Origin of the sequence: Caproiciproducens sp. CPB-2, assembly GCF_036287215.1 — a bacterium.
Classification (GTDB): Bacteria; Bacillota; Clostridia; order Oscillospirales; family Acutalibacteraceae; genus Caproiciproducens.
Genome location: NZ_CP142860.1, coordinates 131,124 through 156,739, shown reverse-complemented (window position 1 = coordinate 156,739; position 25,616 = coordinate 131,124). Strand labels below are relative to the sequence as shown.

Annotated in this window: 27 protein-coding genes and 1 pseudogene; 15 read left to right on the top strand and 13 right to left on the bottom strand. The window is 55.2% G+C overall.

Annotated elements, in window-relative coordinates:
- Window positions 1-19 precede the first annotated feature (19 nt).
- Window positions 20-886, top strand: a complete 867-nt coding sequence (locus VXK30_RS00760; protein ID WP_195198692.1) for a DUF1016 N-terminal domain-containing protein — start codon at window positions 20-22, stop codon at window positions 884-886.
- A 318-nt stretch (window positions 887-1,204) separates the two neighbouring features.
- Here VXK30_RS00760 and VXK30_RS00755 read toward each other — a convergent pair.
- A pseudogene (locus VXK30_RS00755) lies at window positions 1,205-1,838 on the bottom strand (GyrI-like domain-containing protein).
- Between the two features lie 294 nt (window positions 1,839-2,132).
- Between VXK30_RS00755 and VXK30_RS00750 the strand changes: the two are divergent.
- From VXK30_RS00750 to VXK30_RS00735, 4 genes are all read left to right on the top strand, one after another.
- A complete protein-coding gene (locus VXK30_RS00750; protein ID WP_275714848.1) occupies window positions 2,133-2,261 on the top strand; it encodes a hypothetical protein in 129 nt (42 codons plus the stop codon).
- A gap of 157 nt (window positions 2,262-2,418) precedes the next feature.
- Window positions 2,419-3,111, top strand: a complete 693-nt coding sequence (locus VXK30_RS00745; protein WP_275714850.1) for a class I SAM-dependent methyltransferase — start codon at window positions 2,419-2,421, stop codon at window positions 3,109-3,111.
- Window positions 3,108-3,731, top strand: a complete 624-nt coding sequence (locus VXK30_RS00740; RefSeq protein WP_275714852.1) for a class I SAM-dependent methyltransferase — start codon at window positions 3,108-3,110, stop codon at window positions 3,729-3,731. Before VXK30_RS00745 ends, VXK30_RS00740 begins: the two co-directional genes overlap by 4 nt.
- The gene (locus tag VXK30_RS00735) at window positions 3,728-4,522 is read left to right on the top strand and encodes a class I SAM-dependent methyltransferase (RefSeq protein WP_275714854.1); all 795 of its coding nucleotides are present in this window, start codon (window positions 3,728-3,730) and stop codon (window positions 4,520-4,522) included. The genes VXK30_RS00740 and VXK30_RS00735 overlap by 4 nt, the downstream gene beginning before the upstream one ends.
- Window positions 4,523-4,635: 113 nt before the next feature.
- Here the strand turns inward: VXK30_RS00735 and VXK30_RS00730 are convergent, their stop codons facing one another.
- Window positions 4,636-5,454 carry a MerR family transcriptional regulator gene (locus tag VXK30_RS00730; RefSeq protein WP_275714856.1) on the bottom strand — a complete coding sequence of 273 codons (819 nt, stop codon included), beginning with the start codon at window positions 5,452-5,454 and terminating at the stop codon, window positions 4,636-4,638.
- A gap of 110 nt (window positions 5,455-5,564) precedes the next feature.
- Complete coding sequence (locus tag VXK30_RS00725; RefSeq protein ID WP_275714858.1) at window positions 5,565-6,452, bottom strand: GGDEF domain-containing protein; 888 nt, start codon at window positions 6,450-6,452, stop codon at window positions 5,565-5,567.
- A gap of 119 nt (window positions 6,453-6,571) precedes the next feature.
- Between VXK30_RS00725 and VXK30_RS00720 the strand changes: the two genes are divergently transcribed.
- The 3 genes from VXK30_RS00720 to VXK30_RS00710 all read left to right on the top strand — a co-directional run bounded on the left by VXK30_RS00720 (window position 6,572) and on the right by VXK30_RS00710 (window position 8,088).
- Window positions 6,572-6,793: a hypothetical protein gene (locus VXK30_RS00720; RefSeq protein ID WP_275715181.1), complete on the top strand. Its 222-nt coding sequence runs from the start codon at window positions 6,572-6,574 to the stop codon at window positions 6,791-6,793.
- Window positions 6,794-6,916: 123 nt separating this feature from the next.
- The gene (gene yaaA / locus VXK30_RS00715) at window positions 6,917-7,681 is read left to right on the top strand and encodes a peroxide stress protein YaaA (protein ID WP_275714860.1); all 765 of its coding nucleotides are present in this window, start codon (window positions 6,917-6,919) and stop codon (window positions 7,679-7,681) included.
- A complete protein-coding gene (locus VXK30_RS00710) occupies window positions 7,678-8,088 on the top strand; it encodes a peptide deformylase (RefSeq protein WP_275714862.1) in 411 nt (136 codons plus the stop codon). Before yaaA ends, VXK30_RS00710 begins: the two co-directional genes overlap by 4 nt.
- Before the next feature lie 72 nt (window positions 8,089-8,160).
- On the opposite strand, the gene VXK30_RS00705 is transcribed toward VXK30_RS00710, so the two are convergent.
- The 5 genes from VXK30_RS00705 to VXK30_RS00685 form a co-directional block, all read right to left on the bottom strand.
- Window positions 8,161-9,894: an ABC transporter ATP-binding protein gene (locus tag VXK30_RS00705; RefSeq protein ID WP_275714864.1), complete on the bottom strand. Its 1,734-nt coding sequence runs from the start codon at window positions 9,892-9,894 to the stop codon at window positions 8,161-8,163.
- 15 nt (window positions 9,895-9,909) lie between these two features.
- Window positions 9,910-11,667: an ABC transporter ATP-binding protein gene (locus tag VXK30_RS00700; RefSeq protein ID WP_275714866.1), complete on the bottom strand. Its 1,758-nt coding sequence runs from the start codon at window positions 11,665-11,667 to the stop codon at window positions 9,910-9,912.
- A 55-nt stretch (window positions 11,668-11,722) separates the two neighbouring features.
- The gene (locus VXK30_RS00695; protein ID WP_275714868.1) at window positions 11,723-12,349 is read right to left on the bottom strand and encodes a TetR/AcrR family transcriptional regulator; all 627 of its coding nucleotides are present in this window, start codon (window positions 12,347-12,349) and stop codon (window positions 11,723-11,725) included.
- Between the two features lie 145 nt (window positions 12,350-12,494).
- On the bottom strand, window positions 12,495-12,725 hold the full coding sequence (locus VXK30_RS00690; protein ID WP_275714870.1) for a hypothetical protein: 231 nt from the start codon (window positions 12,723-12,725) through the stop codon (window positions 12,495-12,497).
- 65 nt (window positions 12,726-12,790) lie between these two features.
- Window positions 12,791-13,216, bottom strand: coding sequence for a GLUG motif-containing protein (locus tag VXK30_RS00685; protein WP_275714872.1), 426 nt, complete (start codon window positions 13,214-13,216; stop codon window positions 12,791-12,793).
- 296 nt (window positions 13,217-13,512) lie between these two features.
- On the opposite strand from VXK30_RS00685, the gene VXK30_RS00680 reads away from it, so the two are divergent.
- Together VXK30_RS00680 and VXK30_RS00675 are read left to right on the top strand one after the other, a co-directional pair.
- Complete coding sequence (locus VXK30_RS00680) at window positions 13,513-14,004, top strand: hypothetical protein (RefSeq protein WP_275714874.1); 492 nt, start codon at window positions 13,513-13,515, stop codon at window positions 14,002-14,004.
- 180 nt (window positions 14,005-14,184) lie between these two features.
- A complete protein-coding gene (locus tag VXK30_RS00675; protein ID WP_275714876.1) occupies window positions 14,185-14,835 on the top strand; it encodes a metal-dependent transcriptional regulator in 651 nt (216 codons plus the stop codon).
- 353 nt (window positions 14,836-15,188) lie between these two features.
- Here the strand turns inward: VXK30_RS00675 and feoB are convergent, their stop codons facing one another.
- Both feoB and VXK30_RS00665 read right to left on the bottom strand, forming a co-directional pair.
- Window positions 15,189-17,330, bottom strand: a complete 2,142-nt coding sequence (feoB, locus tag VXK30_RS00670; protein WP_275714877.1) for a ferrous iron transport protein B — start codon at window positions 17,328-17,330, stop codon at window positions 15,189-15,191.
- Window positions 17,317-17,571, bottom strand: coding sequence for a FeoA family protein (locus tag VXK30_RS00665; protein ID WP_275714878.1), 255 nt, complete (start codon window positions 17,569-17,571; stop codon window positions 17,317-17,319). The genes feoB and VXK30_RS00665 overlap by 14 nt, the downstream gene beginning before the upstream one ends.
- 498 nt (window positions 17,572-18,069) lie before the next feature.
- Here VXK30_RS00665 and rsgA point away from each other — a divergent pair, with 498 nt between their 5' ends.
- From rsgA to VXK30_RS00650, 3 genes are all read left to right on the top strand, one after another.
- The gene (rsgA, locus tag VXK30_RS00660) at window positions 18,070-19,152 is read left to right on the top strand and encodes a ribosome small subunit-dependent GTPase A (RefSeq protein WP_275714880.1); all 1,083 of its coding nucleotides are present in this window, start codon (window positions 18,070-18,072) and stop codon (window positions 19,150-19,152) included.
- Window positions 19,153-19,323: 171 nt separating this feature from the next.
- Complete coding sequence (locus tag VXK30_RS00655; RefSeq protein ID WP_275714882.1) at window positions 19,324-20,409, top strand: helix-turn-helix domain-containing protein; 1,086 nt, start codon at window positions 19,324-19,326, stop codon at window positions 20,407-20,409.
- A 71-nt stretch (window positions 20,410-20,480) separates the two neighbouring features.
- Entirely contained in the window at window positions 20,481-20,951 is a 471-nt protein-coding gene (locus VXK30_RS00650; RefSeq protein WP_275714885.1) for a VOC family protein, read from the top strand.
- Window positions 20,952-21,087: 136 nt separating this feature from the next.
- Here VXK30_RS00650 and def read toward each other — a convergent pair whose 3' ends face one another.
- Window positions 21,088-21,564, bottom strand: coding sequence for a peptide deformylase (def, locus tag VXK30_RS00645; protein ID WP_275714887.1), 477 nt, complete (start codon window positions 21,562-21,564; stop codon window positions 21,088-21,090).
- The gene (locus tag VXK30_RS00640; RefSeq protein ID WP_038322224.1) at window positions 21,536-21,799 is read right to left on the bottom strand and encodes a helix-turn-helix transcriptional regulator; all 264 of its coding nucleotides are present in this window, start codon (window positions 21,797-21,799) and stop codon (window positions 21,536-21,538) included. The genes def and VXK30_RS00640 overlap by 29 nt, the downstream gene beginning before the upstream one ends.
- Window positions 21,800-21,946: 147 nt before the next feature.
- Here VXK30_RS00640 and VXK30_RS00635 point away from each other — a divergent pair, with 147 nt between their 5' ends.
- Together VXK30_RS00635 and VXK30_RS00630 are read left to right on the top strand one after the other, a co-directional pair.
- On the top strand, window positions 21,947-23,497 hold the full coding sequence (locus VXK30_RS00635; RefSeq protein WP_275714890.1) for a ClC family H(+)/Cl(-) exchange transporter: 1,551 nt from the start codon (window positions 21,947-21,949) through the stop codon (window positions 23,495-23,497).
- Window positions 23,498-23,564: 67 nt separating this feature from the next.
- Entirely contained in the window at window positions 23,565-24,182 is a 618-nt protein-coding gene (locus tag VXK30_RS00630) for a lactate utilization protein (protein ID WP_275714892.1), read from the top strand.
- 112 nt (window positions 24,183-24,294) lie between these two features.
- Here the strand turns inward: VXK30_RS00630 and VXK30_RS00625 are convergent, their stop codons facing one another.
- Window positions 24,295-25,527, bottom strand: coding sequence for an ROK family transcriptional regulator (locus tag VXK30_RS00625; RefSeq protein WP_275714894.1), 1,233 nt, complete (start codon window positions 25,525-25,527; stop codon window positions 24,295-24,297).
- Window positions 25,528-25,616 lie beyond the last annotated feature (89 nt).

Sequence of the window (25,616 nt, the reverse complement as noted above, 5' to 3'; positions counted from 1 at the left end):
AGCCGGAAAGGAGAAGTCTATGAAAGCATTGAAAAAGAACAGTGCCCTGTATCTGGAACAGGTTGCCTCTGCGGTAGCTGAATGCTATAAAAAAGACGAGAAGCCCTGCAATCGGGCACTGCTGGAGCTTTATACACGGATCGGTCAATGTATCTGCCGTCAGGGAGAAAAAGCATTTATCCCACATTTGGCTGAAATGCTTGCTGACCAATTTCCATCGCTGAAAGGCTTCTCTCTTCGTAATCTCCGCAGGATGCGTGATTTTTACCGCACTTATGAAAACAACCCGGTTCTTATGGAAAGGGCACAGTCCCTTGGCTGGACACAGAACGCCGTGATACTGGAATGCTGTGAAACCGATGAGCAGCGTTCGTTTTATATTGACCTTGCGGCAGAACGGAACCTTTCCAAGCTGGCGCTCATGAAAGCCATTCAGGAGGATGCCCTTGCTGAAGCTATGCATACAGAAAATTACGCCACGAATATGGAACCCAGCTTTGCCCCTGTAAGCGATAGCCGCATCGATGAAGCAGTAGACACTACTGCGTCCGTTGGAACGGTGTGTGAGCCGTTTGTGACAGCGTGTGAGCCTCCCCGCCAAGGGAATGCTCTGCACCGAAACAATGATAGCGGCTATAGCAAAATCCTCGCAATGCTTCCAACCGGCAGAAGAATGAAAAATATGCGAAAACAGTCCATTTCATGCTGGCAGGATTATTCGTTTCCGAAACGTCCCATTTCATCAAAAACATCAGCGCAGGAACAAATCATTTATTTGAAGCCGCCGCCCGATATGGTTCAACCGAAGAAGCTCCCGCCGCCTTTCATCAGAAAGCAGGGCAGGAATTATCAATGGAAAGTATACCAAACCAAAACAGCCGCATAATTATTTGAACACGGCCATGAAAAGGTTGAGGATTTGTGGCATCATAAAATTGGTCATTGCCTGCGGAGAATCCGATTTATTTTGAGAATTTGGCGCTCTCTTTGGAGAAAGATAAGAAATCTTTTTTCCACGGTGTCCACACCAGACTGAGTCTGGACGCAAATCGCGTTCGGACTCTTTTCCTTTATACGACTTATAGCTCGCGTTTAACCCTGCATTTAAATTGATCAACACACTATTATGAATGACCCTCGGGTGGTCATAACGATAAAAAACAGACTGGCATAGCCAGTCTGTTTTTTATTTGCAATATGGCGCTCAAATTTTTCGTATCGGGTGACGGATGACGGTTTTCAGTTTGGACGCTTCCGTCCTGCGGGGATCACTCAAATAAATCTCGTGGTGATACCGTTTATCGGTAATGTCGACAGCATACCCGTTTTGTTTCACGTACTGCTCCATTGCAAGGACAGTTGCGGGTTCGTCATTATAAGGGCCCAGATGTATGCACTGCACGCACAGCCCCTCGTCATAGGAAAAGAATTCCACCGCAGAAAAGTCCGTCTTCTTTTTCCTCGCTGCCTCTTCCTGTGCCCATTTAAAATCAGGCTCCTTCACGAAATCCGGCAGACGAATCAGGGAAATCCACTGAAAACGGTCCTTGCGGGAGTAATCAACGCCACGGATGCCCTCCTGCCACCAGAGCCCTTCCAGCGGCGGCACGACATATTCAAAGAAGCCTTCGATTTGACGGGTGCCCTTGTAGCTCATCTTGATGGTGTAGGCCATACCATAGAGCAGTTCCATGGCCTTTTTGTATTCCCCGTCCTCTTCATTGGGGTCGCCTTTTCCCCGTACGGCGAGGAAATTCATTGCCGGAATTTCCACAATACCGGGATGCTCCGGCGGCAAATAAAATTCCCTGTACTCTTTACTTATAATCGAACGCCATGATTTTCCCTCCTTAATATGGATATTAACAGGCCAATTCCATGGCACATCCTCCTTTACGGGCGCACTCACCTCATTAAGAATATCTTTCTTTCACTCAAATGAAACGGCAAAATAATTCTATAGAAAGACATTTCAGTATTATTGTACTGAATCAATATGCAATTGTAAAGTTATTCCTCATCCGTGCACTTTTTGTCTTCCCGCGATAACGAAATCGTTCGCACTTCCGATTCCGGCAATGATATGTATAGCGCCTGAAAAGATTGACAAAGCAGCCGGGCGGGTGTATTATATGATTATCGTTATCAAGAGGATGGCCTTTGTGGAGCGGGATGTTTCTTATCTCCTGTACAAGGTGCCGGAGGAATATGAAAAAAGGCACTATTACAGCGGTGAAGTGCGTGTCCGGGAGCTGTTCTGAAAAGTTGTCCCGCAAGGACGGCTTTTTTAACCGGCTTGAGTTAGCGGTAGCTAACCATTGGTGGGCGACCAGGAGGCCGCCCGTCTCCCTCACCGCCATGGCGGAGGGGCACACGAAAACGCCAGCGGAAAGAAAATCAGAAGGAGTGACGACAGGCATGGCACATGAAGAAATCCGGCAGGCTTATCAGATGCTGGGACAGGAGGCTACCGCCTACGACGGTATGATCACCTGCTCCACTCTTTTTGGCAGAACCATCTGTAAACTGGTGTGGGATATGGACAAGGCGGATAATGACCGGTATCTGCAGCTGGCGCTTGCCGGAATCCGGGAGGACTTTGCCGGAAAGCTTCTGGAAGTTCCCGTGGGTACGGGCGTACTTACCATGCCGGTATACCAAAAGCTGAAAAATTCGGACGTGACCTGTCTGGACTACTCGACGGAAATGATGGCCACCGCGCAAAAAAGGGCGGAAAAGTTCGGATTGCGGCAGGTCCGCTTTGTACAGGGCGACGTGGGGGGCCTGCCCTTTGAAAACGGCAGCTTCGACGTCGTATTGTCCCTGAACGGCTTTCACGCCTTTCCGGACAAGGGCGCGGCCTATCGCGAGACCTTCCGGGTGCTGAAACCCGGCGGCATTTTCTGCGGCTGCTTTTATATCCGGGGCGAAACCCGGCGCACCGATTGGTTTATCCGGCATTTTTACGAACCCAAGGGCTTTTTTACCCCACCGTTTGAAACGGCGGCAAGCCTGAAAAAGCGGCTGGAAAATTTCTATGCAAACGTGACCCTGGATACGGTAAAATCCATGGCCTGCTTTTGCTGCCGCAAGGGGGAATCAAGAAAATGATAAAACGCTTTTTCCAAAACACGCGAAAGCCGGAAGGCTTTCTGGGGCGCATGATGCTCCGCGGCATGAACGGAGGGCATACGCCGCTGTCCACCTGGGGGCTTTCCCTGATTTATCCCGCGCCAGATGCCCGCGTGCTGGACATCGGCTGCGGCGGGGGCGCAAACATCGCAAGGCTGATGAATCTCTGCCCCCTGGGGTCTGTGGACGGTATCGACTATTCTGCGGAAAGCGTCGCCTTCAGCCGGAAGAAAAACGCCGCGGACCTTGGCAAACGGTGTGAGATCCGGCAGGGGGACGTAGGGGCACTGCCCTATGCCGACGCATCGTTCGATCTGGTGACCGCTTTTGAAACGGTCTATTTCTGGCATGATCTCGAAAAAGCTTTTGCCGAGGTCCTGCGCGTGCTCAAACCCGGAGGGCAGTTTCTCCTCGTATGCGAAATGGATGATCCGGCAAACACCACCTGGACCGGGCTCATTGACGGGATGACGGTCTATGCCGGCGAGGACCTGAAGGGTCAGCTGGAACAGACGGGTTTTGCACCCGTCCGCCTGTTACGGAACAAAAAGGGCTGGATCGGTCTGCTGGCCGAAAAAGCGGAAAAGGGACTTTTATGAAAAAGCAGACAAAAATCGACTATGCAAATTGGATACCGGCAAAGCTGCCGACCACCTTAGGCGTGACCGGCCTCCTGCTGGCCCTGCTGTTTGCCGCCAGTTTTCTGCCGGCAGCAAGCGTTCCCGTTATCATCCTTCGGATTTTTTTCGCTGCCGCCGCGCTTCTGACGCTGGCCTTTTTCGGATACATGGCCCGCGCCCGCCGTCTGCTCTCTTATGAGGGCGGCGGCGTGCAGGGCAAAATTCTGGACAATGTACTGCGCTATCTCGATTGGGATGGGCACGGTACGCTTCTGGACATCGGCTGCGGCAGCGGCGCGCTGACCATCAAGGCCGCAAAAAAACATCCGGATGCACGCTGCGTCGGCATGGACTACTGGGGCGCAATGTGGGACTACGCGAAGAATCAGTGCGAAACCAACGCGGAGCTGGAAGGGGTTGCAAAACGCACGTCCTTTCAAAAGGGCGATGCAGCGCATCTGGATTTTCCCGACGGGCACTTCGATGCCGCGGTAAGTAATTTTGTCTTTCACGAGGTACGCACCCAGCCGGATAAGCTGGCGCTGATCCGGGAGGCCCTGCGGGTGCTGAAGCCCGGCGCGCCCTTCGCGTTTGAGGATGTCTTTTTCTCTCAGAAGAATTATCCGGATTTGAATCTGCTGTTAGAAACGCTGTCCAAGGAGGTAACGGAAATCCGCTTCGTGGACACCCGGAAGAACAGCTTTGTTCCGAAGTTGTTGAAGACACCTTTGGTCGCCGGGGAAATGGGATTGATCTGTGGGAGGAAATGAGGCGGCAGGCTTGCATTCTTATTGGACGGATACCGCCTATATTAAAAAGAGAGGTTGCTGACGAAAAAATACCGTCTGCTTTTTTTGCAGACGGTATTTTGTGCTGACGACGCTTATTTCTTTCTTACGGGATAACAGACCTCGGTTACCCACTCTTCGGGATTTTGCGTTTCATGGGGACTGACATGATAGATATTGAAGGAAAGGCCGTTAAAGTCATAGCCGTTATCCTGAACCCAGTTTGCCACGGCCTCGTTGACCTCATCCACCTTTTCATAGCTGCCCTGGTAGGTGGCGGAAGCAATTAAAACAGGGGGCTCGGTTTTGAACACGACATGCCCGGTGTCCGGGTAGCTGCCCCGCACGGATTTCTGTACCTCCACATCCACATTGGATTCCTTGTACTCGCCGTCGTGGAAAATCGCCAGCGTATAGCAGGGATCGCCGTCCTGAATGTTCAGGGGTGCGGTTTCCTTCATCAGAATGTGCCAGAGCATGCCCTCCTGATCGTAAGCGGGAATGATCTGCCGAACGCTGGCAACGTAGCGTTCGGGCAGCGTTTTTAAGATTACATTGTAACTCATCGCGGTTCCATCCTTTCTCAGCCTTTTGATGGCTGTTTCAAGGAGCAGTAAACGGCGGCCGGTTTCCTCGGCTTCCGCTTTCACCTCGGCCCGCTTTACCGTCAGAAACTCTGCCAGCTTTTGCGGATCATCGTAGATTTTCAGGATTTCCCCGACAGCGGACAGGCCGAAGCCCATATCCTTGAGGGCGGCAATCTGGCCTGCCACCGGAAGCTGATCCTCACCGTAATAGCGGTAGCCTGTAAAAGGATCGGTGCTTTTGGGCACCAGCAGACCGATTTCGTCGTAATGCCGCAGCATCCGGATACTGATCCTTGACAGTTTTGAAAAATCACCTATTTTCAGCATGGCTGACACCTCACGCGCGTGTGCTTTTTTGAGCTCAGTTACAGTATAAAGTATCCCATAATGGGAGAGTCAAGAGGTATTTTACAATTTATCCCGCCGCGGCTTAAAATTTATCTTTCCGTTCTTTTATGGCGTTTTTTCGCCTCATACATTTTTTTATCGGCCAGCTTGATGATCTCCTCCGCCGTTAAGCCGGAGTCCGGCATTGTTACTACTCCCTGAGATACCGTAATGCCAATATCGCTGCCCTGTATGGGGAACGCCGCTTTATCAAAATCCTGATAAATCCGCTGTGAAACGCGGTGCGCCTCTTCGCTGCCGGTATTGTTCAGGCAGATCACGAACTCGTCGCCGCCGTAGCGGGCCGCCCAGTCCGTCTCGTTTCTGATGCATTTCCGGATCGTCCCCGCCGCGAATTTCAGAACCTGGTCCCCGGCCGCATGACCGAAGGTGTCGTTGACCGTCTTCATATTGTCAATATCGATGAAAATAACCGACAGCGGCTTCTGGCCCACCATCGCACCGACAATATCGGTGGGCAGACGGTCATCCAGAAACCGGCGGTTATACAAAGACGTCAGCTCGTCCCGGATGACCATATCGTTGATATCCCTGACCGCGTTAAACAGCACCTGACCCTTATTGTATTCGCCCGTGCCGATCATCATGGTATCCGTCGCGTTTTTCAGAATCTCCAATACCACGGGGCGCTCCTCGGAGTCGATCGGCAGGGCCGTGACCAGCATAATCGCATCGGGGCTGTGCTCCAGCTTCATAAAGCTCTTCTGCTCCCGGTGTGCCCGGATCGACACGCAGTTTTCGCAGATGCGCCCGCTGCTCCAATAGGCGTAACACGCCTCGCACGTTTCGGCCGTACCGTTATTGCGGTATTCCATAACCCTTTTCCGCACGGGGTCCACAAGACGGACCGCATCATACATTTTGTGAAAAAAGTCTAAGTTCGCCTGCAATTTGTCCAGCGTAATTTTTTCGGTCATACATACTCTCCTTAAGATGATAAAACGGAAACAACGGGATGCGCTCAAGAGCAGAAAAACAAAGTAAATTCTGCACAGTCGGGTAATAATGTTTTTTATTATACAATGAGAATGCAAATATGGCAAACTACAGACAGGAGATCATAAAGCATCCCAAATTTCCAGCTCAGATCGGATGGGCAGGCTCTATCGCCGCTGCCGGGGTCGCGCTCTCTTTTCTGGTGATCGACGACGGGCGTGTGGCCCAGCGCGGAACACACGACGAGCTGATGGCTCAGGACGGGATTTACCGGAACTTTGTCTCCATCCGTCAGTCGGCGGAAGGGTGGAAAATCACCTGAACCGGGCAGAAACACAGCCGGTTGTAAGAACGTCTTATCTTGCATTCTTCCGGATTTTTTGATATCATTATTTTCAAATATGAAAACCACCGTGCCCCACTCCAAAGACAAGGTTGGAATCCTATGCGAATCATCATCTCTCCCGCAAAGAAAATGAATGTGGACACCGACAGCCTGCCCTGTGAAAGCCTGCCGCAGTTTTTACCGGAGGCGGAAGCACTGCTTTCCGCCCTGCGGGGCATGGACCGCGCCGAGTTAAGGCGTCTGTGGCGCTGCAACGATTCGATCGCCGCGCTCAACTACAGTCATGTGCGGACGATGGACCTGTATGAAAACCTGACTCCCGCTATTCTGTCTTACGAGGGCATCCAGTACCAGTACATGGCCCCCGGCGTGTTTGAGGACAAACAGTTTGCATACATCGATGAGCATCTGCGCATCCTGTCGGGATTCTATGGTCTCCTGCGCCCTTTCGACGGGGTAACGCCCTACCGTCTGGAAATGCAGGCGAAGCTGTCGGTAGACGGAAAGAAAGACCTCTATGCCTTCTGGGGAGAAAAACCGGCGCGCCGGCTTTGTTCGGAGACCGGCTTTATCCTGAATCTGGCCTCCCGGGAATACAGCAAGGCGGTTTCGAGCCATCTGCCGAAATCGGTCCGCTTTCTCACCTGTACCTTTGGGGAATTCATTGATGGCAAGGTCGTCGAAAAGGGTACCCTGTGCAAGATGGCCCGCGGGGAGATGGTCCGCTGGCTTGCGGAAAATGCGGTAACGGACCCCGGCGGGGTCAAGGATTTTGACCGTCTGGGATATACTTATCATAACAATCTTTCCACGGACGATCATTTCGTATTTATCAAAAAGAAAACCCAACGGAGTTCAATATGATAAAACCAATTTGTAAAGATCCTGTTTTTCTGAGCCGGAAGTCGGTTCCGGCGACGAAAGCCGACCTGCCGGTCGTCAACGATCTGCTGGACACCCTGAGGGCCAACGCGGCGGAGTGCGTCGGCATGGCGGCAAATATGATCGGCGTCAACAAACGCATCCTCGCGTTCAGCCTTGGCCCCGTGAACATTCCGATGATCAATCCGGTCATTGCAAAGCGCGCCGGACCGTATGAAACGGAAGAGGGCTGCCTGTCGCTGACCGGCGTGCGGAAAACCACCCGGTACCGGTCCATTGAAGTGGAGTTCCTTGACCGGAGCTTCCGGCCCCAAAAGCAGACCTTCACCGGATGGACGGCACAGATCATTCAGCATGAAATCGACCACTGCGAAGGAATCCTGATCTAAAATACTACAGGGATATGGAGTGACTCCATATCCCTGTTCTCATGAATAACGCCCAAAGAATCCGTGACTCCGTCAGGCCAGCTTCCAGCCGATCGCCTCTCTGCGGGCATTGAGGAATTCGGAATAGATGCCGGGCTGCCCCGCCAGTTCCTGATGGGTACCCCTCTGCACGATTTTCCCGCCGTCCAGAACCAGAATCTGTTCGGCCTTTTCCACCGTTTTCAGGCGGTGCGCAATCATGATAATCGTTTTGTTGTGCGTCAGCGCGTCGATCGCTTTCTGCAGCTCGGCCTCGTTTTCCGGGTCCACATTCGCGGTCGCCTCGTCCAGAATGACGATCGGCGCGTTCTTCAGCATGGCCCTGGCGATGGAAATCCGCTGCTTCTCCCCGCCCGAAAGGGAGCAGCCGCCCTCGCCGACCATGGAACCGTAGCCCTGCGGGAGAGCGGAAATGAACTCGTCGCAGCAGGCCGCTTTCGCCGCGGCGGCCACCTGTTCATGCGTCGCGTCCGGCTTTCCGAATTTGATATTATTTTCAATCGTATCGTTAAAAAGGTAGACGTCCTGAAAAACCATGGCGATATTTTTCATCAGGCTGTCCAGCTTATATTCCCGCACATCGTGTCCGCCGACGGTGATGGAGCCGCTGTCCACATCCCAGAAACGGGCGATCAGGCTGCACAGCGTGGTTTTTCCGCCGCCGGACGGGCCGACGACCGCCGTCGTGGTTTTTTCCGGAATGGTCAGGCTGACGCCGTCCAGAACCTTCCGGTCCCCATAGGAAAAGCCAACGTCCCGGAATACAATGCCGGAGGCTTTGGGGGCCAGCTCCCTGCCCTCGGTATCCATCGTCGGCGTATCGTCGACGGAATTGGCCTTTTCCATGGAGGCGTCCATCATCTGCAGCACGGAAGCCATATTCCCGGCGGATTCCAGCTCGCCGTAAACCATAAAGGAGGCGATGAGCAGCAGCAGGCAGTTTACCAGCGGCAGCTCCCCGTTCAGATAGAAAGCCAGCGTAGCGGTCAGGATGGCGACGCTCGCGACGCGGATCACAGCCCCTTTCAGGATATCCCATGGAATGACGTTCCGGGTAACCGCCAGATTCCGGGCGCAGCTTTCATCAATGGATTTTCGGATTTCCTGATCGCCATCGTTTTCCAGCCCAAAGGCTTTGACCACGCTCATGCCCTGCAGGTATTCCATCACGGCGGAAACCAGGCTTTCCTGCGCCCTCTGGCGTTTCGGAAAGCTTTTTGAAACGCCGCGCTGCGCCGCCTCGGTCGCCAGCAGATAGACGGCCATACCCGCTAAAACAATCAGCCCGATGCGCCAGTCGATCACGCATACGCCGAGGCCCAGCGCGGCGGAAGTGAGAAGCCCGCCCAGAACGCTCACCATGCACCGGGCGGCGGAGTTTTCCACATCCCCCAGCGTTGTGGTGACCACCCCGGTAATATTGCCAAGGCTGTTTTGATTGAAATACCCCATGGGGATATAGCGCAGGCGGTCCCCGATATGGATGCGTTTATCCGATACCATAAAATACCCGATCTGCGTCTGCTGCATATTGGAGAAGAAGGAAGCGGCGGCTTTTCCGGCGATCGAGACCAGCATGACGATCAGCGCGGTCCAAGCGGTTTTGGCGTCGCGATTTCCCGTTGTCAGCGCCTGCAGCACCAAAAGCAGCGCATAAAACTGCAGCGCGGAGAATGCCGAGCCGACAAAGGAAACCGCGATGGATCTCCACATCTGCCCCCGGCGTTCGCCGGAAAAAGCGGCTATTTTTTGAAATACATGAAACATTTTTTATCTCCTCCCTCAGCCCTGATCCCGGGCGCCTATATGCGCCGCCCACATTCCGGCGTATAGGGGACAGTCCCGGAGCAGCTCTTCCTGTGTGCCCTGCGCCGCGATCCGTCCCTTCTGAACCACGACGATGTTGTCGGCGTCGGTGATGGTAGACAGCCGGTGCGCAATGACGATCAGCGTTTTTCCCTTTGTCAGGGCGGAAATCGCCTTCTGGATAGCGGCTTCGTTCTCGGGGTCGATCGAGGAAGTGGCTTCGTCCAGAATCACGACCGGAGCGTCCTTGAGCATTGCGCGGGCAATCGCGACGCGCTGGCGTTCCCCGCCCGAAAGGCGGCTGCCGCCGCTGCCGACGACCGTGTCAAAGCCGTTTTCCAGCCGGCGGATAAATTCCCCGCAGCCGGCCGCCGCTGCCACGGCTTCCACCTCCGCGTCCGTCGCGCCTTTGTGCCCCGTGCGGATATTCTCGCGCACCGACCGGTCGAAAAGATAGTTATCCTGTGAAACATAGGCGATCTGCTCCGTCCACTGCCGCAGGGGAATTTTTCGCAAATCCACCCCGTTGGCGCTGATCCCGCCGCCCGTCACGTCCCAGAAGCCCGCGATCAGCTTGGCAATGGTGGACTTTCCCGAACCGGAGGGCCCGACCAGCGCCGTCACCGTGCCGGGACGGATTTTGAGATTGACTTCGTGAAGCACCTCTTCGTTGTCCTTGCCGTAGGAGAACGAAACGTCCCGCAGGGCAATCTCAGGATTTTTCAGCCTGACCGGCGTCTGCGGCCGCTCCAGCTCGGGGGACTCCAGGATCGCGGAGATTTCCGCCACATTGGAGGAGACGACCGCTAAATCGTCTATAAAGGTCATCGCAGCCATGATCGGCCCGGTCAGGCCCAAAGACAGCACGATGATGGTCAGAAAGCTTTCGGCGGAAAGGCTGCCGCCCGCCCAGAAGGCAAAGCCCGCCGGCAGCACGGACGTTAGCACGGCCGGAATCACGGCTCCCCACGCGCACATGTACTTCAGGTTGTCGCCGAACCAGTCGACATAATACTGCCCGTTCGCCCTGACTGCGTCGGCATATTTCCGGTAGGAACCGGCGGACTGGCTGAACGCCTTGACCACCTGAATCCCGCCGACATATTCCACAATGGCGTTGTTCATCCGCCGCCCGGTTTCCACCGCCCCGGCCCAGCGCTTGGCATAGGTTTTTCCGCTCTGCGACACAAGGAAAAGGCCGATCACCAGCGTGATCAGGGAAATCAGCGCCATGCGCCAGTCAAGGACCAGCAGGTAAACAAAGATGGCGGCGGGCACCAGCGCGTTGGAGGTCAGCTCCGGAATCAGATGGGCAAGGGTGGGCTCCATCCCTTCCACACGGTCCACAATGGTGGTTTTGTACTGGCCGGAGGGGGTGTCCAGCACCGTTCCCATCGGAACCCTTGCCAGCTTCGCGGTCAGCGCCTTGCGCAGGTCGCGCAGGGTGTGATAGGTCGCGGTATGGGAAATCAGGGTGGACAGGCTGCCGAAAACCACCTTGCCGAGATACCCGGCGAGGGCGACCCCGCACCACGTCAGGCAGGAATTCCAATCCGCGCGCCCCGACAGCAGCAGCCGGATCACGGCAGCCGCGCAAAAATAGGGGACCATCCCGCCGGCTACCCCCAGAACCGCCAGAACCACGGAGCCGACGAAGCTTCCGCGATAGGGCGCGGCCCAGCCCCACAGTCTGGCGGCGGCACCGGGTCCTTTTTTCTCTTTTTCTTCTTTCATAACAAACATCTCCTTTAGTTAGCTATAGCTAACTAAATAGCAAAAAATCAGGGGCTTACGATTTCGGCAGCCCCAGAATTTTGAACCAGCCGGCGGAATAGAATTCCCGCAGACTGTTCATGTAGACGACGGCCTTTTCAAAAGGCATGTCGTGGCGCACCGTTTCAAACATCCCCGAAAACAGGGCGCTGGCAAGAATGTGGATCAGCCCGTCGTCAAGGGGATAGACCGGAAGCCCCGCCGCTGTCATCCGGTCGATCAGGGTACGGCTCGCGTTGACTTCGATTTCGATCAGCGTGTCGATATAATGCTCGTATTTTGTCCCCGCGGCACAGGAACCGATCAGCTTGAACGCGTCGAAATGGCTGTAGATATGCCGGATCATCCACATCTGCCCGTCGTCCGAAACCTCCGGCAGACCGGCAAGCTGACGTTCGAGCGGCAGCTCTGAAAAGGACTGCTGAATCTCGCGGTAGCGGGCCACCAGCTGACGGGCCGGTTCCTCCACCAGGGCTTCAAACAGGGCTTCCTTGTCCAAATAGTAGCGGTAGATCGCCCCGGTGGTAACGCCCAGGGAAGCGGAAATATCGCGCAGCGAAGCGCCCTGAAAGCCTTTGGAAAGAAATTCCTTCTTCCCGGCCTCAAGCAGATCGTCCGCGAGCTTTTGATTCATCCGTTTCATGACAGGCTCCCATAAGATAACTTCGTTATTCAATAACGCTGTTATCATAAAGCTAAAAAAATTTTTTGTCAAGGCCCCGCATGGCCAGCTTACGAAAAAAACGGCCGCTCCGCTGTTCAGCAGAGCAGCCGCCCAAGCTATAAAATTATTTCAGGCCGTCCAGACCAACGGTATTTTTGTCGCCCCCAACCAGAGGAGCGCCCTTTTTGCCGCCGACCGTCATGTCGCTGGTGCAGCTGTCCTCTACCTTGGAATTGCTGTAACCGTACCCGGCGACGGTACCGGTCAGAGAACCCGCGCTGATACTTCCCGTGCTTGTGCAGTCGCTGACCACAAACGCGTTCGGCTCGGGGCGCTGTTCCTTGTACGCCTGCATGAAGAACCCGCTTTCGACGATGCCGCCGATTCTTTCTGTGCTGGCCGGCGCGGTGATGTCCTCTTTTACCGTACATCCGCTGATCGCCGTCGGCGTCTTGGCATCATTTCCCGCGTGACCGAACCTGTCGCGGAGCAGGAGACGATGGAGCTCTCCTCCATCCCGCCGGCAAGCACGCCGATTCCCTGCGCGTTGTCCCCGTTCAGCGTGACATCGGCGTTTGCCTTACAGTTTTTGATATCGCAGAAGCCGCCCCCCACGATCCCGCCGACCAGAAAGTTGCCGGCCACGCTGTTTGTGCCCTGAAGCGTAATGTTTTCCACCGGTTTCTTGGAAACTCCGTAGCCGATGACGCCGCCGACCAGCATATTGCCGGAGACTTTGACGTTTTCGGCCACCAGATCGGTCACGGACCCGTTTTCACCGGCCACGCATCCGAACAAGCCGACGCGGCGCTGCTTCCCTCCGGGCTGCCGCAGCCGGAAAAGCAAAGGGCAAACAGCATAACCATGCTTAAAACTAACTACAGCAATTCCATTTCAGTTCGCGAGACAAAACACGTTCCTCCCCCGCCTTGGGCGGGGGAGGAACGTAACCTTGCTGCAGAATCAACTGGGAATGCTAAGAAAGAAGGAACCCGATGCGTATCGAAACCTATGGAAAGGCAGGGCGGCCCTGCATCTCTGGCCGGGCGGACAGACGTGTCGCTGGCGGTAGAAGCAGGCTTCGGACACTGCGGTTTCCTGATGCGGGAACCGCAGAAATTTGCAAAACTGTTAATGGAGGAATGAACGATGACACCCGTACTGTCTGCGCTTTTGGAAGGACTGGTCTGGTCCGCCCTGTGGGTTGCCATGCTGATGCCCATGTTTTTCCGCTTTCCTTGGCTGCTGGTCCACGACTTCCCGAACCCACCCCCGTGCAGCGCCGGAACGGAATTCTTTTTACCGTGTTCTGGTATGTGATTCTGCTTGGCACGCTGACGGCGGCGGGGCTTGTTCCCTACGGTTCCGGTCCGGTCCCGTTCGGCGCCGTCTTTCTGCATCTGTGGATTATCTGCATGACCTGGAATGTGGTGGACCTGCTGGTTCTGGACTGGCTGGTATTCTGCACGATCACGCCCAAAAGCTTTATCCTGCCCGGCACCGAAAGCTGCAAAGGCTATAAGGACTACCGCTTCCACTTCATCGGTTTTCTAAAGGGCTGTGTTTACATGACGCTGTTCGCCCTGATTTTTTCCGGGATCGATTTTGCTGTTCTGAAATTATTGATCTGGTAAATTCAAATACTGTTAAAGATTCCCCACACCGCTCGATTTGCGCAATCCCTTTTGAAGCCTCTTGCCATTCCGGTTTATTTCGTGTTACACTGTAATCAGAAATAAGGTGCTGCATTCACGCAGCAGTACATCGGCCGGAAAAACGGGACGTATCAACAAGTCCGGACAGGTAGGGGCATTATGACCACAAACAAAGAAGATTATCTGAAAGCAATTTATCACAGCGGCGGGCTGAACGAACGCGCTACAACAAAGGCAATCGCGGAACAGCTGGGAATCGCCTCCGCTTCCGTAACGGAAATGCTGGCGCGGCTGGCGCGGGAAGGGCTGATCCTTTATGAACCGTATAAGGGTTCTCAGCTGACGGAAAAGGGGCTGAGGGCCTGTATCGGCATTGTCCGCAGTCATGAGCTGTGGGAGGTGTTTCTCGTCCGCTATCTGGATTACAGCTGGAGCGAAGCGCACGAGGACGCGGAATTTCTTGAGCACGCGACAACGGAACGGCTGGCGGAGCGGCTGGACCACTTTCTGCAGCACCCCGAGGTCTGTCCCCACGGCGCGGTCATTCCGCGCCCGGAAAGTATCCCGGAGGAGCGGAAATTGAGCCCGCTTGCCTTCCAGCCGGTCGGAAAGGCCGCCGTAATCCGTCAGGTTGAGGAAGAAAAGGAGCTGCTGGATTATCTGGAGGGGCTGGGCATGAAAATCGGCTCATACGCAACCGTCCTTTCGTTCGGAGCGTACGACGGCCCGCTGGAAATCCTTCTGGACGGGCATCCGGTGCAAATCAGCCGAAAGGCCGCCGAAAAAATCCGGGTCGAACCGGAAGCATGACCCGCTGAAAACGGCCTGAACGGTCCCGCAGTTAGGGGATATCTGCGGACAGACTTTCGATTATAACATAACAGCCCTCCTTCCAACAAAAAGGAGGGCCGTTTTTATGCGCATATTCCATGCTTTTGCGAAGTTTTTCATTTTCTTCCGCTGAAGTACGGAGGAATCCCCGCGCAGGCGCCGGGCCGATTCATACAGGGATGTGAATTGACTTGGGAGCGATGCTCCGTTTTTTATTCAGCCGAGGAGCCATCCGTACAGCAGAATCAGCGCTGTGACCGCCAGCGCCGGGAGCTTGCGGAGGAGAATTTGTTTTGCGTATTCATCCATATCGGTTGCGCCTTCTTTCTGTGTCAGATAAACAAACGGACAATGGTGCTGAATAAAAAGCAGACGGCGATGCCGCATGCGGTGGGAACCAGAAAAGACACGGCGGTCCACCGGAGGCTTTGGGTTTCCTTGCGGATGGTGAGGCATGTAGTGGCACAGGGCCAGTGCATCAGGGAAAACAGGATGGTGCTGACGGCGGTCACCCACGTCCAGCCGTTTTGAACGAAGAGCTGCATCAGCGCGGGCCCTTCCAGTTCCAGCAGGCTTCCCTGCGCCATGTATGTCATGATAATGATGGGTACCACGATTTCATTGGCAGGCAGCCCCAGCAGAAAGCCGGTCAGAATCACGCCGTCCATGCCCAGCGCGCGGCCGAGGGGATCCAGAAACCCCGTCAGGCGCGCCAGCAGGGTCGCGCCGCCGACCGTAACATTGGCGAGCGCCCAGATCAGCACCCCGGCCGGGGCGGCGGCTGTGACCGCTCGGCCCAGTACCTTGAGGGTGCGGTCCACAATGCTGCGGACGATGACCTTGCCGATCTGCGGCCACCGGTAGGGCGGAAGCTCCAGCGTAAAGGAGGACGGGACTCCCTTCAAAATCGTCCTGGAAAGCAGCCTGGAAACCAGCAGGGTCATTCCCATCCCGAACAAGATAACCCCGACCAGAATCAGCGCCCCCAAGAACGAACCAAGCAGCCCGGTCGCCCCGCCGATCAGGAACATGGTAATAATGGAAATAATCGTGGGGAAACGCCCGTTGCAGGGAACAAAATTGTTGGTAATGATGGCGATGAGCCGCTCCCGGGGGGAATCGATGATGCGGCAGCCGGTAACGCCCGCCGCGTTGCACCCGAACCCCATGCACATGGTGAGCGCCTGTTTGCCGCAGGCGGCGCAGCCTTTGAAGCAGCGGTCCAGATTAAACGCTACGCGGGGCAGATATCCGAAGTCCTCCAGCAGAGTAAACAACGGAAAGAAAATAGCCATCGGCGGAAGCATGACGCTGATGACCCAAGCCATGACCTTGTAAACCCCGTGAATCAGCAGATCGGTCAATAATGCCGGCACACCGGCGGAAAATGCCGCGGCCGCCAGCCGCTCCTCCACCCGGAACAGTCCGTCGGCCAGCAGAGCCGAGGGAACGTTCGCGCCGGATATGGTGATCCAGAACACCGCCAGCAGGAGAAGCAGCATGATGGGAAAACCGGTAAGCCTGCTGGTAAACAGCTTATCCAGACGGCGGTCCCGCCGGCTGCTTCCGTTTGCGGTCACTGAAACAACCCCCCGGCTGATTTCCGCCGCGCACCGCACGAAGGCACCCGCCATATCGTCCCGAAGCCGCGTCCGGGAAACGCCCGCTTCCTCCATGCCGGCCCGCACATCCGCCAGTGTTTCCGAAAGCTCAGGAGCCTGCTCCGGGTCAAAGCCGAGACAATCCGCCAGTGAGGAACGAAGGCTTTCGTCCCCGTCCAGCAGCCGGGCGGCAAACCACCGGGCATCGGCTTTGCCGTGAGCGGCCTTTTCCGCCTGAGGCAGCAGCGCCTGAATGCCCTGCTCCACATAGCCGGGATAGGGAACAAGCGCCTGCTTTTCCTCCGGAGGCTCGCCGAGCAATTGCTCCACAGCGTTCATGACGTCCTCCAGCCCTTCTCCGGAACGGGCGGCCGTACCGATTACGGGGACTCCCAGCCGCCGGGAAAGCAGGGGAAGGTCGATATCGATCTGTTTCTTCTTCGCCTCATCCAGAAGGTTGACGCAGACCACGGTCCGCGGACAAGCCTCCATCACCTGCATCACCAGATTGAGGTTGCGCTCCAGACAGGTGGCGTCACAGACCACCACGACGGCGTCCGGCGAACCGAAACAGATAAAATCGCGGGCCACTTCCTCCTCGGTCGAGCGGGCCATCAGCGAATAGCTGCCCGGAATATCGACAAGAACGTACCCGTGTCCGTTCCGGGAACAGTACCCCTGGGCATTTGCCACGGTCTTTCCGGGCCAGTTGCCCGTGTGCTGGCGCATACCGGTCAGCGCGTTGAACACGGTGGATTTCCCCACATTGGGATTCCCGGCCAGCGCAACGACCCGGTCGCCGGCCTCTTTTTTATGAATTACAAGCCCCGCGCAGGAGGAGTTGAGCTCAGCGGCGGCTTTAAGCGCTGGCATCGGCGGCCTCCTCCAAAACAAGGACCGTATCGGAATCCTCACGGCGCAGGGCAATGACCGCCCCGCAGATTTCATAGGCGGTCGGGTCCCCCAGAGGGCTCAATTCCACACAGGTCACTTCCCGGCCTTCCACCAGACCCAGATCCTGCAGCCGCCTGCGCAGCCCCCCTTCGGCCGAAAGGCCCGAGACGATCGCCCGCCGGCCCGGGCGTATCTGTGTTAACGGTATCGTTTGCTTCACTTCCTATCCCTCCAATCCTTTCACTTTATCGTCAGTTAAAACCTTGAATGTGATATTTAGGTTATCCTATATTTTATATTATAATATACCTAATAATATGTCAACCCCCTGTATCAGGTTTTTTATTGTTTTCCGACACCAGCATATGTATTGCGCAAGGGCTTTGGAACACAGAAACGCGTTCTTCTGTTTTTATTCCGCCCAACGTCTTGACAAATAAAAACGGTTATGATAATTTAAAGAAAATAGGAAAAGGGGTGTCTGTTTGGAGACTGTTCTGTAAGGAACACGAATTGCGCAAAGGCTGAAAAGGCGATATCATCAATCGCTTTGTTTGCTGTGCAATCAGGTTTTATGCAGAACTGTGACAAACGGGCTTTTTTATTTGATAAAGCACTGCTTGGGCATAGTTTTGAAACTATGCCCTTTTGTTTTGCCGCAATTCGTGTTCCATCTTGTCTAAAAAAAGAAAAAATTTGAATGACGAGGTGCAATCCATTGAATCAGCTGATCCGTTACGGCGCGAAGGAGCGCCGGTTTGCAGAGGCGGCTCTCTATCCCGGCCTGCATCTGGCGAGAGTCGTATCCCAATATAAAGACCGATATAAAATCATCACGGAGGACGGCGAATGCTTTGCCGGGGTTTCCGGCAGGTTCCGTTATGAGGCGGCCGAACCGTCCCGGTATCCGGCGGTAGGCGACTTTGTCATGGCGGACCGCACCGGCGGCGGCTCCGGCGACGCGGTCGTCCATCGGGTGCTGCCGCGCAGCAGCGTTTTTGAACGGAAGGCCGCGGGCGGCGGGCAGCAAGCGCAGGTGGTGGCCGCCAACATCGACACCGTATTGATCTGCATGTCTCTGAACCACGACTGCAACCCGAGCCGCCTGGAACGCTATTTGTCCGTGGCATGGAGCGGCGGGGCGGTTCCCGTCGTCGTGCTGACGAAAGCCGACCTTTGCGCGGATTTACAAAGCGCAGTGGCTGAAATCACGTCGGCCGCTCCGGGTACCGACGTGGTCGTCACCTCCCGCTGCGATCAGAGCTCCTGCGACAGGCTGCTGCCCTATCTGCAGCCGGGCATGACGGCGTCCTTCATCGGGTCGTCCGGCGTCGGCAAATCCACCCTGATCAACCGGCTCGCCGGGGAAGATCTGCTCCGTACCTCCGGTATCCGTCAGGACGACAAGGGGCGGCACACCACCACCCGAAGGGACCTTCTGGTTCTGCCGCAGGGCGGTATTGTCATCGACACCCCCGGCATGCGCGAGCTTGGGGTGGAAACCGTCGACCTGTCCCGGTCCTTTTCCGACATCGACGACTTATCTTCCCAATGCCGTTTCCGGGACTGCACCCACACCGCGGAACCCGGCTGCGCGGTTTTGAAGGCGCTGGAGGCGGGAACGCTGGACGCCAGGCGGCTGGAAAGCTACCGGAAGCTGAAGCGGGAAGCCCGTTACGACGGACTTTCCTCAAGGCAGATTGAAAATGAAAAGTTAAACGGCATGTTTGAGGACGTGGGCGGGATGAAAAAAGCAAGAAAGTTCATCCGTCAGAATGACAAACGAAGAGGAGGATACTAAGTGATATCCATCAAAAGTAAAAAATATGATTTTCTGTCACCGCCGGTTGAATTTTTTAACCGCCGGTTAAAAATCAGAGAAAAAATTCAACTGCGATTCCATTGCGGCTTTCCCGACAGGCGGTTATACTGATAACAGGAAGAACCCGTTCCGGAAAGCGAGGAAAACGATATGGAATTATCCATCGGAAAGAACATTCAGGACAAACGAAAGTCCCTGGGTCTGACCCAGGAACAGCTGGCGTCCGCCCTTGGGGTCTCCATCGCGGCGGTTTCCAAATGGGAAACCGGCGGCGCCTATCCGGATATCACGCTGCTCGCTCCCCTTGCCCGCCTGCTGGACGTCACGGTGGACGGCCTGCTCGGGTTTGAGCCGCAGCTGTCGGAGGAGCAGGTCATGGACCTCTGCGGGCAGTGCTCCCGGGAATTTGAACGGGGTTCCTTTGAGCACGCGGTGGCATTGGCTGAAAAATACCGAAAGGAATATCCCAACAGTGCGCTTTTGAAGCTGCGCCTGGGCAGCGTCTGCATGATGCACACCCCCTGCGCCCGGACGGAAGAAGAAGCCGAAGGTCTGCTGAAACAGGCGGAGGCACTGATGCGGGACGCGGCAAAAAGCGAGGACGTTTCCACCCGGGAGGCAGCCTGGCAAAGTCTGTGCGCCCTGCTGATGCAGAAGGAACGCTACGGGGATGCGCTGAAGGCGCTGGAGCAGATCCACCAGCCGGTCACGGACCCCGCGGCGATGAAGGTTTCCGTGTATTACGCGATGGGCGATCTAAAAAAATCCAAACAGACGGCGCAATATTTACTGGCAAACCACCTGACCGCCTGCGACATTGCGCTGGGGACCCTTTCAAACCTTGCGAAAAAAGAGAAGGACTATCCTCTTGCCCTGAAAATGGAGGACCTGAGCCTTCGGCTTTTCCGGATGTTTGACCGGGATAAGCTTTACGGACAGAACCTGAACCATTATCTGATGATCGCACAGTGCTGTGCGGAGGAGGGGAAAGTACGGGAAACACTGGACGCGCTGCATGACTTTGTGACGTGCGCACGCACGCCGCTCGATTTGGAAGCGGTGAAAGCAAGTCCCTTTTTCGACAGCATCGAGATGCGTGAAACGCCCTATTCCGAAAGCTATCTGAACCGCTGTGCCTGCCGGATGGTGAAGGAAAACCCCGCGTTTGATTTTCTGAAGGGGAAACCGGAATTTATGGGGATTCTGGAGGAGCTTGCACGGCTTTCCGAAAAATGATTTCAATTGTACAAAGCCCTTCAAACATGCTAAACTAAGGAATACCTGATTGATTTGCCGGAGGACTGATTATGAGATACAATTGTGCGCTCATTGCCGTGCGCGATATGGCGCGTTCCAAACAATTTTACTGCGGACTGCTGGAAATGGAAGTAACCGCCGACTTCGGCGCGAACGTTACGCTGTCCGACTGCGTCGCTTTACAGACGCTGGATACCTGGAAGACGTTCCTGCACAGGGAGGAAACGGAAATCACCCTGGGGCACAACGCCGCCGAGCTGTACTTTGAGGAATCCGACATGGACCGTTTTCTGGAGAAGCTCGCGTCCCACCCGGGAATCGAATACGTTCACCCGCCGAAAGAACACGCCTGGGGGCAGCGGGTGGTACGCTTTTATGACCCCGACCGCAACATTATCGAAGTGGGAGAGGAAATGACGACGGTGGCGCGCCGCTTTGCCGCGAGCGGTATGACTCCGGAACAGGTGGCCGCACGGATGGATGTCCCCGTCGGAGCCGTCCGGCACTGGCTGGCCGAATAGGGACTGCGAGTACGGATTTAAGAATGTGGAAGGAAAGCGCAGCGCGTGATCGGATTCAGGGGCCGTCCTCCGGAGGACGGCCCCTGTTATAAAAGAGGCCGCCAAAGCATGGCGGCCTCAAACTGTTTTCAGGATCTTATTCCTGTTCTTCAATTTCTTCAATATTGACATACTCCAGAATTTTTTCCGTAAAGACAATCCCGTTCAGATGGTCGATTTCGTGACAGAGGCATTTTGCCATCTCTCCCGTGACATCCAAAACGATTGGCTTTCCGTTTTCATCCAAAGCCTTTACCACGACATGGGACGGTCTTTTCAACCGGCCCCAGATACCGGGGAAGCTCAGGCATCCCTCGATCACCGTCTGCTCGCCGCTTTCTTCCACGATTTCAGGATTCACCAGCTTAAAGAGCCCTTCCCCCATATCGGCGACGACTAAACGCCTTAGGATCCCGACCTGATTTGCGGCCAGACCGCCGCCGTTCGGGGCATGGTACATTGTCTCCGCCATATCGTCGAGAAGCTGGCGGATATGGCCGTCCACCTCGGCAACGGGTTTGCAGACCTTACGAAGAATTTCATCATCAAACGTTCTGATTTGCCGCAACGCCATCTGTCACCCTCCTGCTCGATTCCGCCCTCGATTTCCTCTCACTGTCTTCAAACAAAAACACGCTCTCAATCGGCTCACCGAATACCCTTGCGATATCGTACGCAAGCCAGACGGAAGGCTCATTCTTTCCGGTTTCAACCGCATTGATCGCCTGTCTGGACGCGCCCACCAGCTCGCCCAGCTGCTCCTGGGTCAGCCCAAACAGCTCCCGAAGCTCTTTGACTCTGTTTCTCACATTCAGCCCTCCAAAGTAAAGTTTACCTTACATATATAGTAGCATAGGAATGCATTTATGTCAACTTGACCTTACATTCTTTTGAAAGGATTCCCTTCACCGGAATTTATGGTATAATTTGCAAAGAAAGTGGAGGCGCGCAGACAAATGGAAAAATCGAGAATGTATCAAATACTGTCCGATCTGAACAGACTGAAATGGAGCGTTACCTATAAGGGAATCATTGCCGGAATGATCGCGGGGCTTCTGGTGACGCTTTACCGCCTGGGGATTGAATTCGGCACCGAAAAATCGCTGGAGGCGTATCAGTTTTTACGGCTGCATCCGATCTATATCGTTCCGTGGATGCTCTTTATCGCGATTGCAGGATACCTTACCTACCGGCTGGTAAAGCTGGAGCCGTACGCGAAGGGGAGCGGAATTCCGCAGGTTGCGGGAATCGTCCTGTTCGGAATGAAAATCAAATGGCACACCGTACTGCTTGTGCGTTATCTGGCGGGAATCCTGACGTCTTTTTTCGGCGTTTCTCTGGGCAGGGAAGGTCCGTCCATCCAGATCGGGGCCGCCGGCAGCCAGGCGTTCGCAAAGAAGGCCGGAAAAAACAAGCTGGAGGAAAACTGTCTGATTACCGCGGGCGCTTCGGCCGGTCTTTCGGCAGCGTTTAACGCGCCGCTGTCCGGGATTATGTTTGCGCTGGAGGAAATTCACCGGACTTTTTCCCCCAATATCCTGATTGGCGCAACCACGGCCGCGCTGACGGCCGATCTGGTATCAAAATATTTTTTCGGGCTGAAGCCGGTGCTGAATTATACAGACATCCCACAGTTGCCCATCCGATATTACGGCCTGCTGCTGCCTCTTGGGATTCTCTCCGGAATTGTGGGGGCCGCTGCCAACAAGGGCCTGCTGGACATTAGCCTGCTCTACGCGAAGCTGCCCGCTTTTCTGCGTCCCGGCGCCGCGCTGCTTCTTGCCCTGCCCTGCGGGCTGCTGATTCCCCAGGTGCTGGGCGGCGGCCAGAATCTGATCAAGCTGTCCGAAAGCGCCCAGATCAGCATTTCCCTGCTGGGGATCTATCTGGTTATGAAGCTCGCCTTTACCTGTGTCTGTTTCGGAAGCGGGATTCCCGGCGGTATTTTTATGCCCATCCTCTCCCTGGGGGCCATGACCGGGTGTATTTTCGGGAAAATGATTACCGTATGGGGCCTGTCGGCGGACTATATTCCCGCGTTCTGCGTCTGCGCAATGGCGGGAGCCATGTCCGGCTCCGTAAAAGCGCCCGTCACCAGCATCCTGCTGATGGCGGAAATGACGGGTTCGCTGGTACACCTGCTGCCGGTCGCGGCAGTCGCTTTTATTGCGCTGCTTACCTCCGATGTGCTGAAAATCTCCCCGGTTTACGAGGTGCTGCTGGAACGGCTGACCGATGAGGAAAAGGATAGCGCCGGCGGGAAAAAGGCGGGCGCCATCATTGAAATTCCGGTGGAGCTTGGCTCTAAGGTTGCCAGAAAAAAGGTGAAAGACGTCGGCTGGCCGGAGGGCGCGCTGATCGTATCCCTGCACAGGGGAAAAAAGGAGCTGGTCCCCAACGGGGAAACACAGATTCTGCCCGGCGACTATCTGGTGGTCCTTTCCTCCGAGCAGGGATTTGATGAAATGAACCGGTCGCTCATGGAGCTTTGCCGTTCCGATTTATAAATGACCCGCGACGGCGCGCTGCGCCTGTGGTATAATACTGTTATTCTATCGAATGCGGGTGAAACGAATGGACGATAAAATCGAACAGACCCTCCGTCAGCTGCAAAGAAACCGAATGACGGGTTATTTCGCGGAAAGCCGCGAGGAGGTAACCGGACTGCTTTCAAAGCTCCTCCGTCCCGGAGAAACGGTCGGATGCGGGGATTCCGTCACGCTGGAGCAGCTCGGCGTGTATGATTTTCTGCGGAACGGGGATTTTGTTTTCCTCGACAAATACCGCGAAGGGCTCTCCCCGGAAGAAAAGCGGGAGCTCTACATTAAAAACTTTTCCGCGGACACGTTCCTTACCGGCACAAACGCGGTGACCCGGGACGGCAGGCTGTTCAACATCGACGGAAACGGCAGCCGGGTGGCCCCTATGGTGTACGGCCCGAAACAGGTGATCGTTGTCATCGGGGTAAATAAAATCGTCGGCTCCGTGCAGGAAGCGGTGGAGCGCGCCCGACAGGTCGCGGCGCCCCTGGACGCGAAAAGGCTTGGCAAAAACACCCCCTGCGCAAAGCTCGGCCGGTGTGTCGACTGCCGCCACGAGCAGCGGATCTGCAACGATTTTGTCCTTATTACCGGCAACTTTGACAAAAACCGATTCAAAATCATCCTTGTAAATGAAACCCTCGGCTATTGAAACGACAATTGTTTCTGTTTCGGCAATTTCACGGCGGACACAGCATAAACGTTGAATAAGCGGGTCCTATCCTGCAATGATCGGATTTTGCGGTACGCCGTTAAAAAATACATTATGTACGTTCGTGGCCCTGGTTGCACAGCCTGTCGAAGATCACCTCTTTGGACAGCGCAAAAAGGCCGTATATTCCCGAATTCTTTTCCAGCAGGGCGGGAACCACCTGTACCGGGGCAAACGCGTTTTCCCGCACGATCCGGTTGATGATCGGAAGCATCTGCGCGTGAAAAACGGTATATTCCCCGCCGAATATCACCAGATCGCAGTTCAGCAGACAGACAATGTTGGAAATGCTTCCGCCGATAATGACCGCAATGTCGTCCACACATGCTTTCAGGAACGGGTCGCCGTCCCGCCACACCCGGATAATATCCTTGAATCCGATCTTTTCGGGGCTTTTCCCGAGGGCGGCAAAAGCGTCCCGCGTGCTCTGCGGCGCTTCCCTGCGGATTTTGTCCGTCAGTCCGTGGATGTTGGCCGAGCCGCCCAGATTGTTGAAGGACATCCCGCGCGCGCGGGCCGTCTCGTTTTGAATGGTGATCTCGTTCGCGATCTCACCGGCGCAGTTGGCGCTCCCCCCGTAAAGCTCTCCGTTCAGGATAATGCCCGCGCCCAGCCCGAGGCCGCCGCTGACGTATACGAGGTCCCTGGAATTTTTTCCCGCGCCGCTGGTGAACTCTCCCACCGCCGCCGCGTTCACGTCGTTGACCACCAGCACCGAGGTGCCGAAGCACTCCTCCATCTGCCGCGAAAAATCGCCCATGTTCCAGTTGGCAAAATTGGAGTTGGCAAAAAAGGTCCTGTTGACCGGGTCATAGATGCCGGGGCACGAAATGGCGATGATGGCCAGGTCCCCGCTGGTCAGGTTGTTGGAGGAAAGCAGAAGCCTGACCGCATTCAGCACCAGCTCCAGTCTGGTGGCGTAAGGGGAATCATTGGAAATGTTTACCGTAAATTTATTGATGATCTCCCCACCCAGATTGGCAAGCACGAAAATCGGGTCCTCGAAATTCAGCTCAATCGCAATCATATACTGGTATGTTTTGTTAAATTTCAACAAAATCGGTTTTCTGCCTCCGGAGGACATGGAAACCCCCTCGCCGAACTCCTGTATGATGCCCATGTTCAGCAAAGCTGCAATATTTTCCGTCATAGCGGACTTGCTGATGAACAGCTCACGCGCCAGTTCGGCCCTGGAAATCGGCTCGTCGCTATAGATTTTGTCCAGAATCACCCTTTGGTTGATTGACCTGATATGTGTTTGGTCCACAGTCTGTTTGATGTTCATCACGATCCGTTCAAAAAGGTTATAGTTCGTACTCTATACGAACTTTTTCATTAATCATATCACGGGAGAATATTAATTACAATACCTGG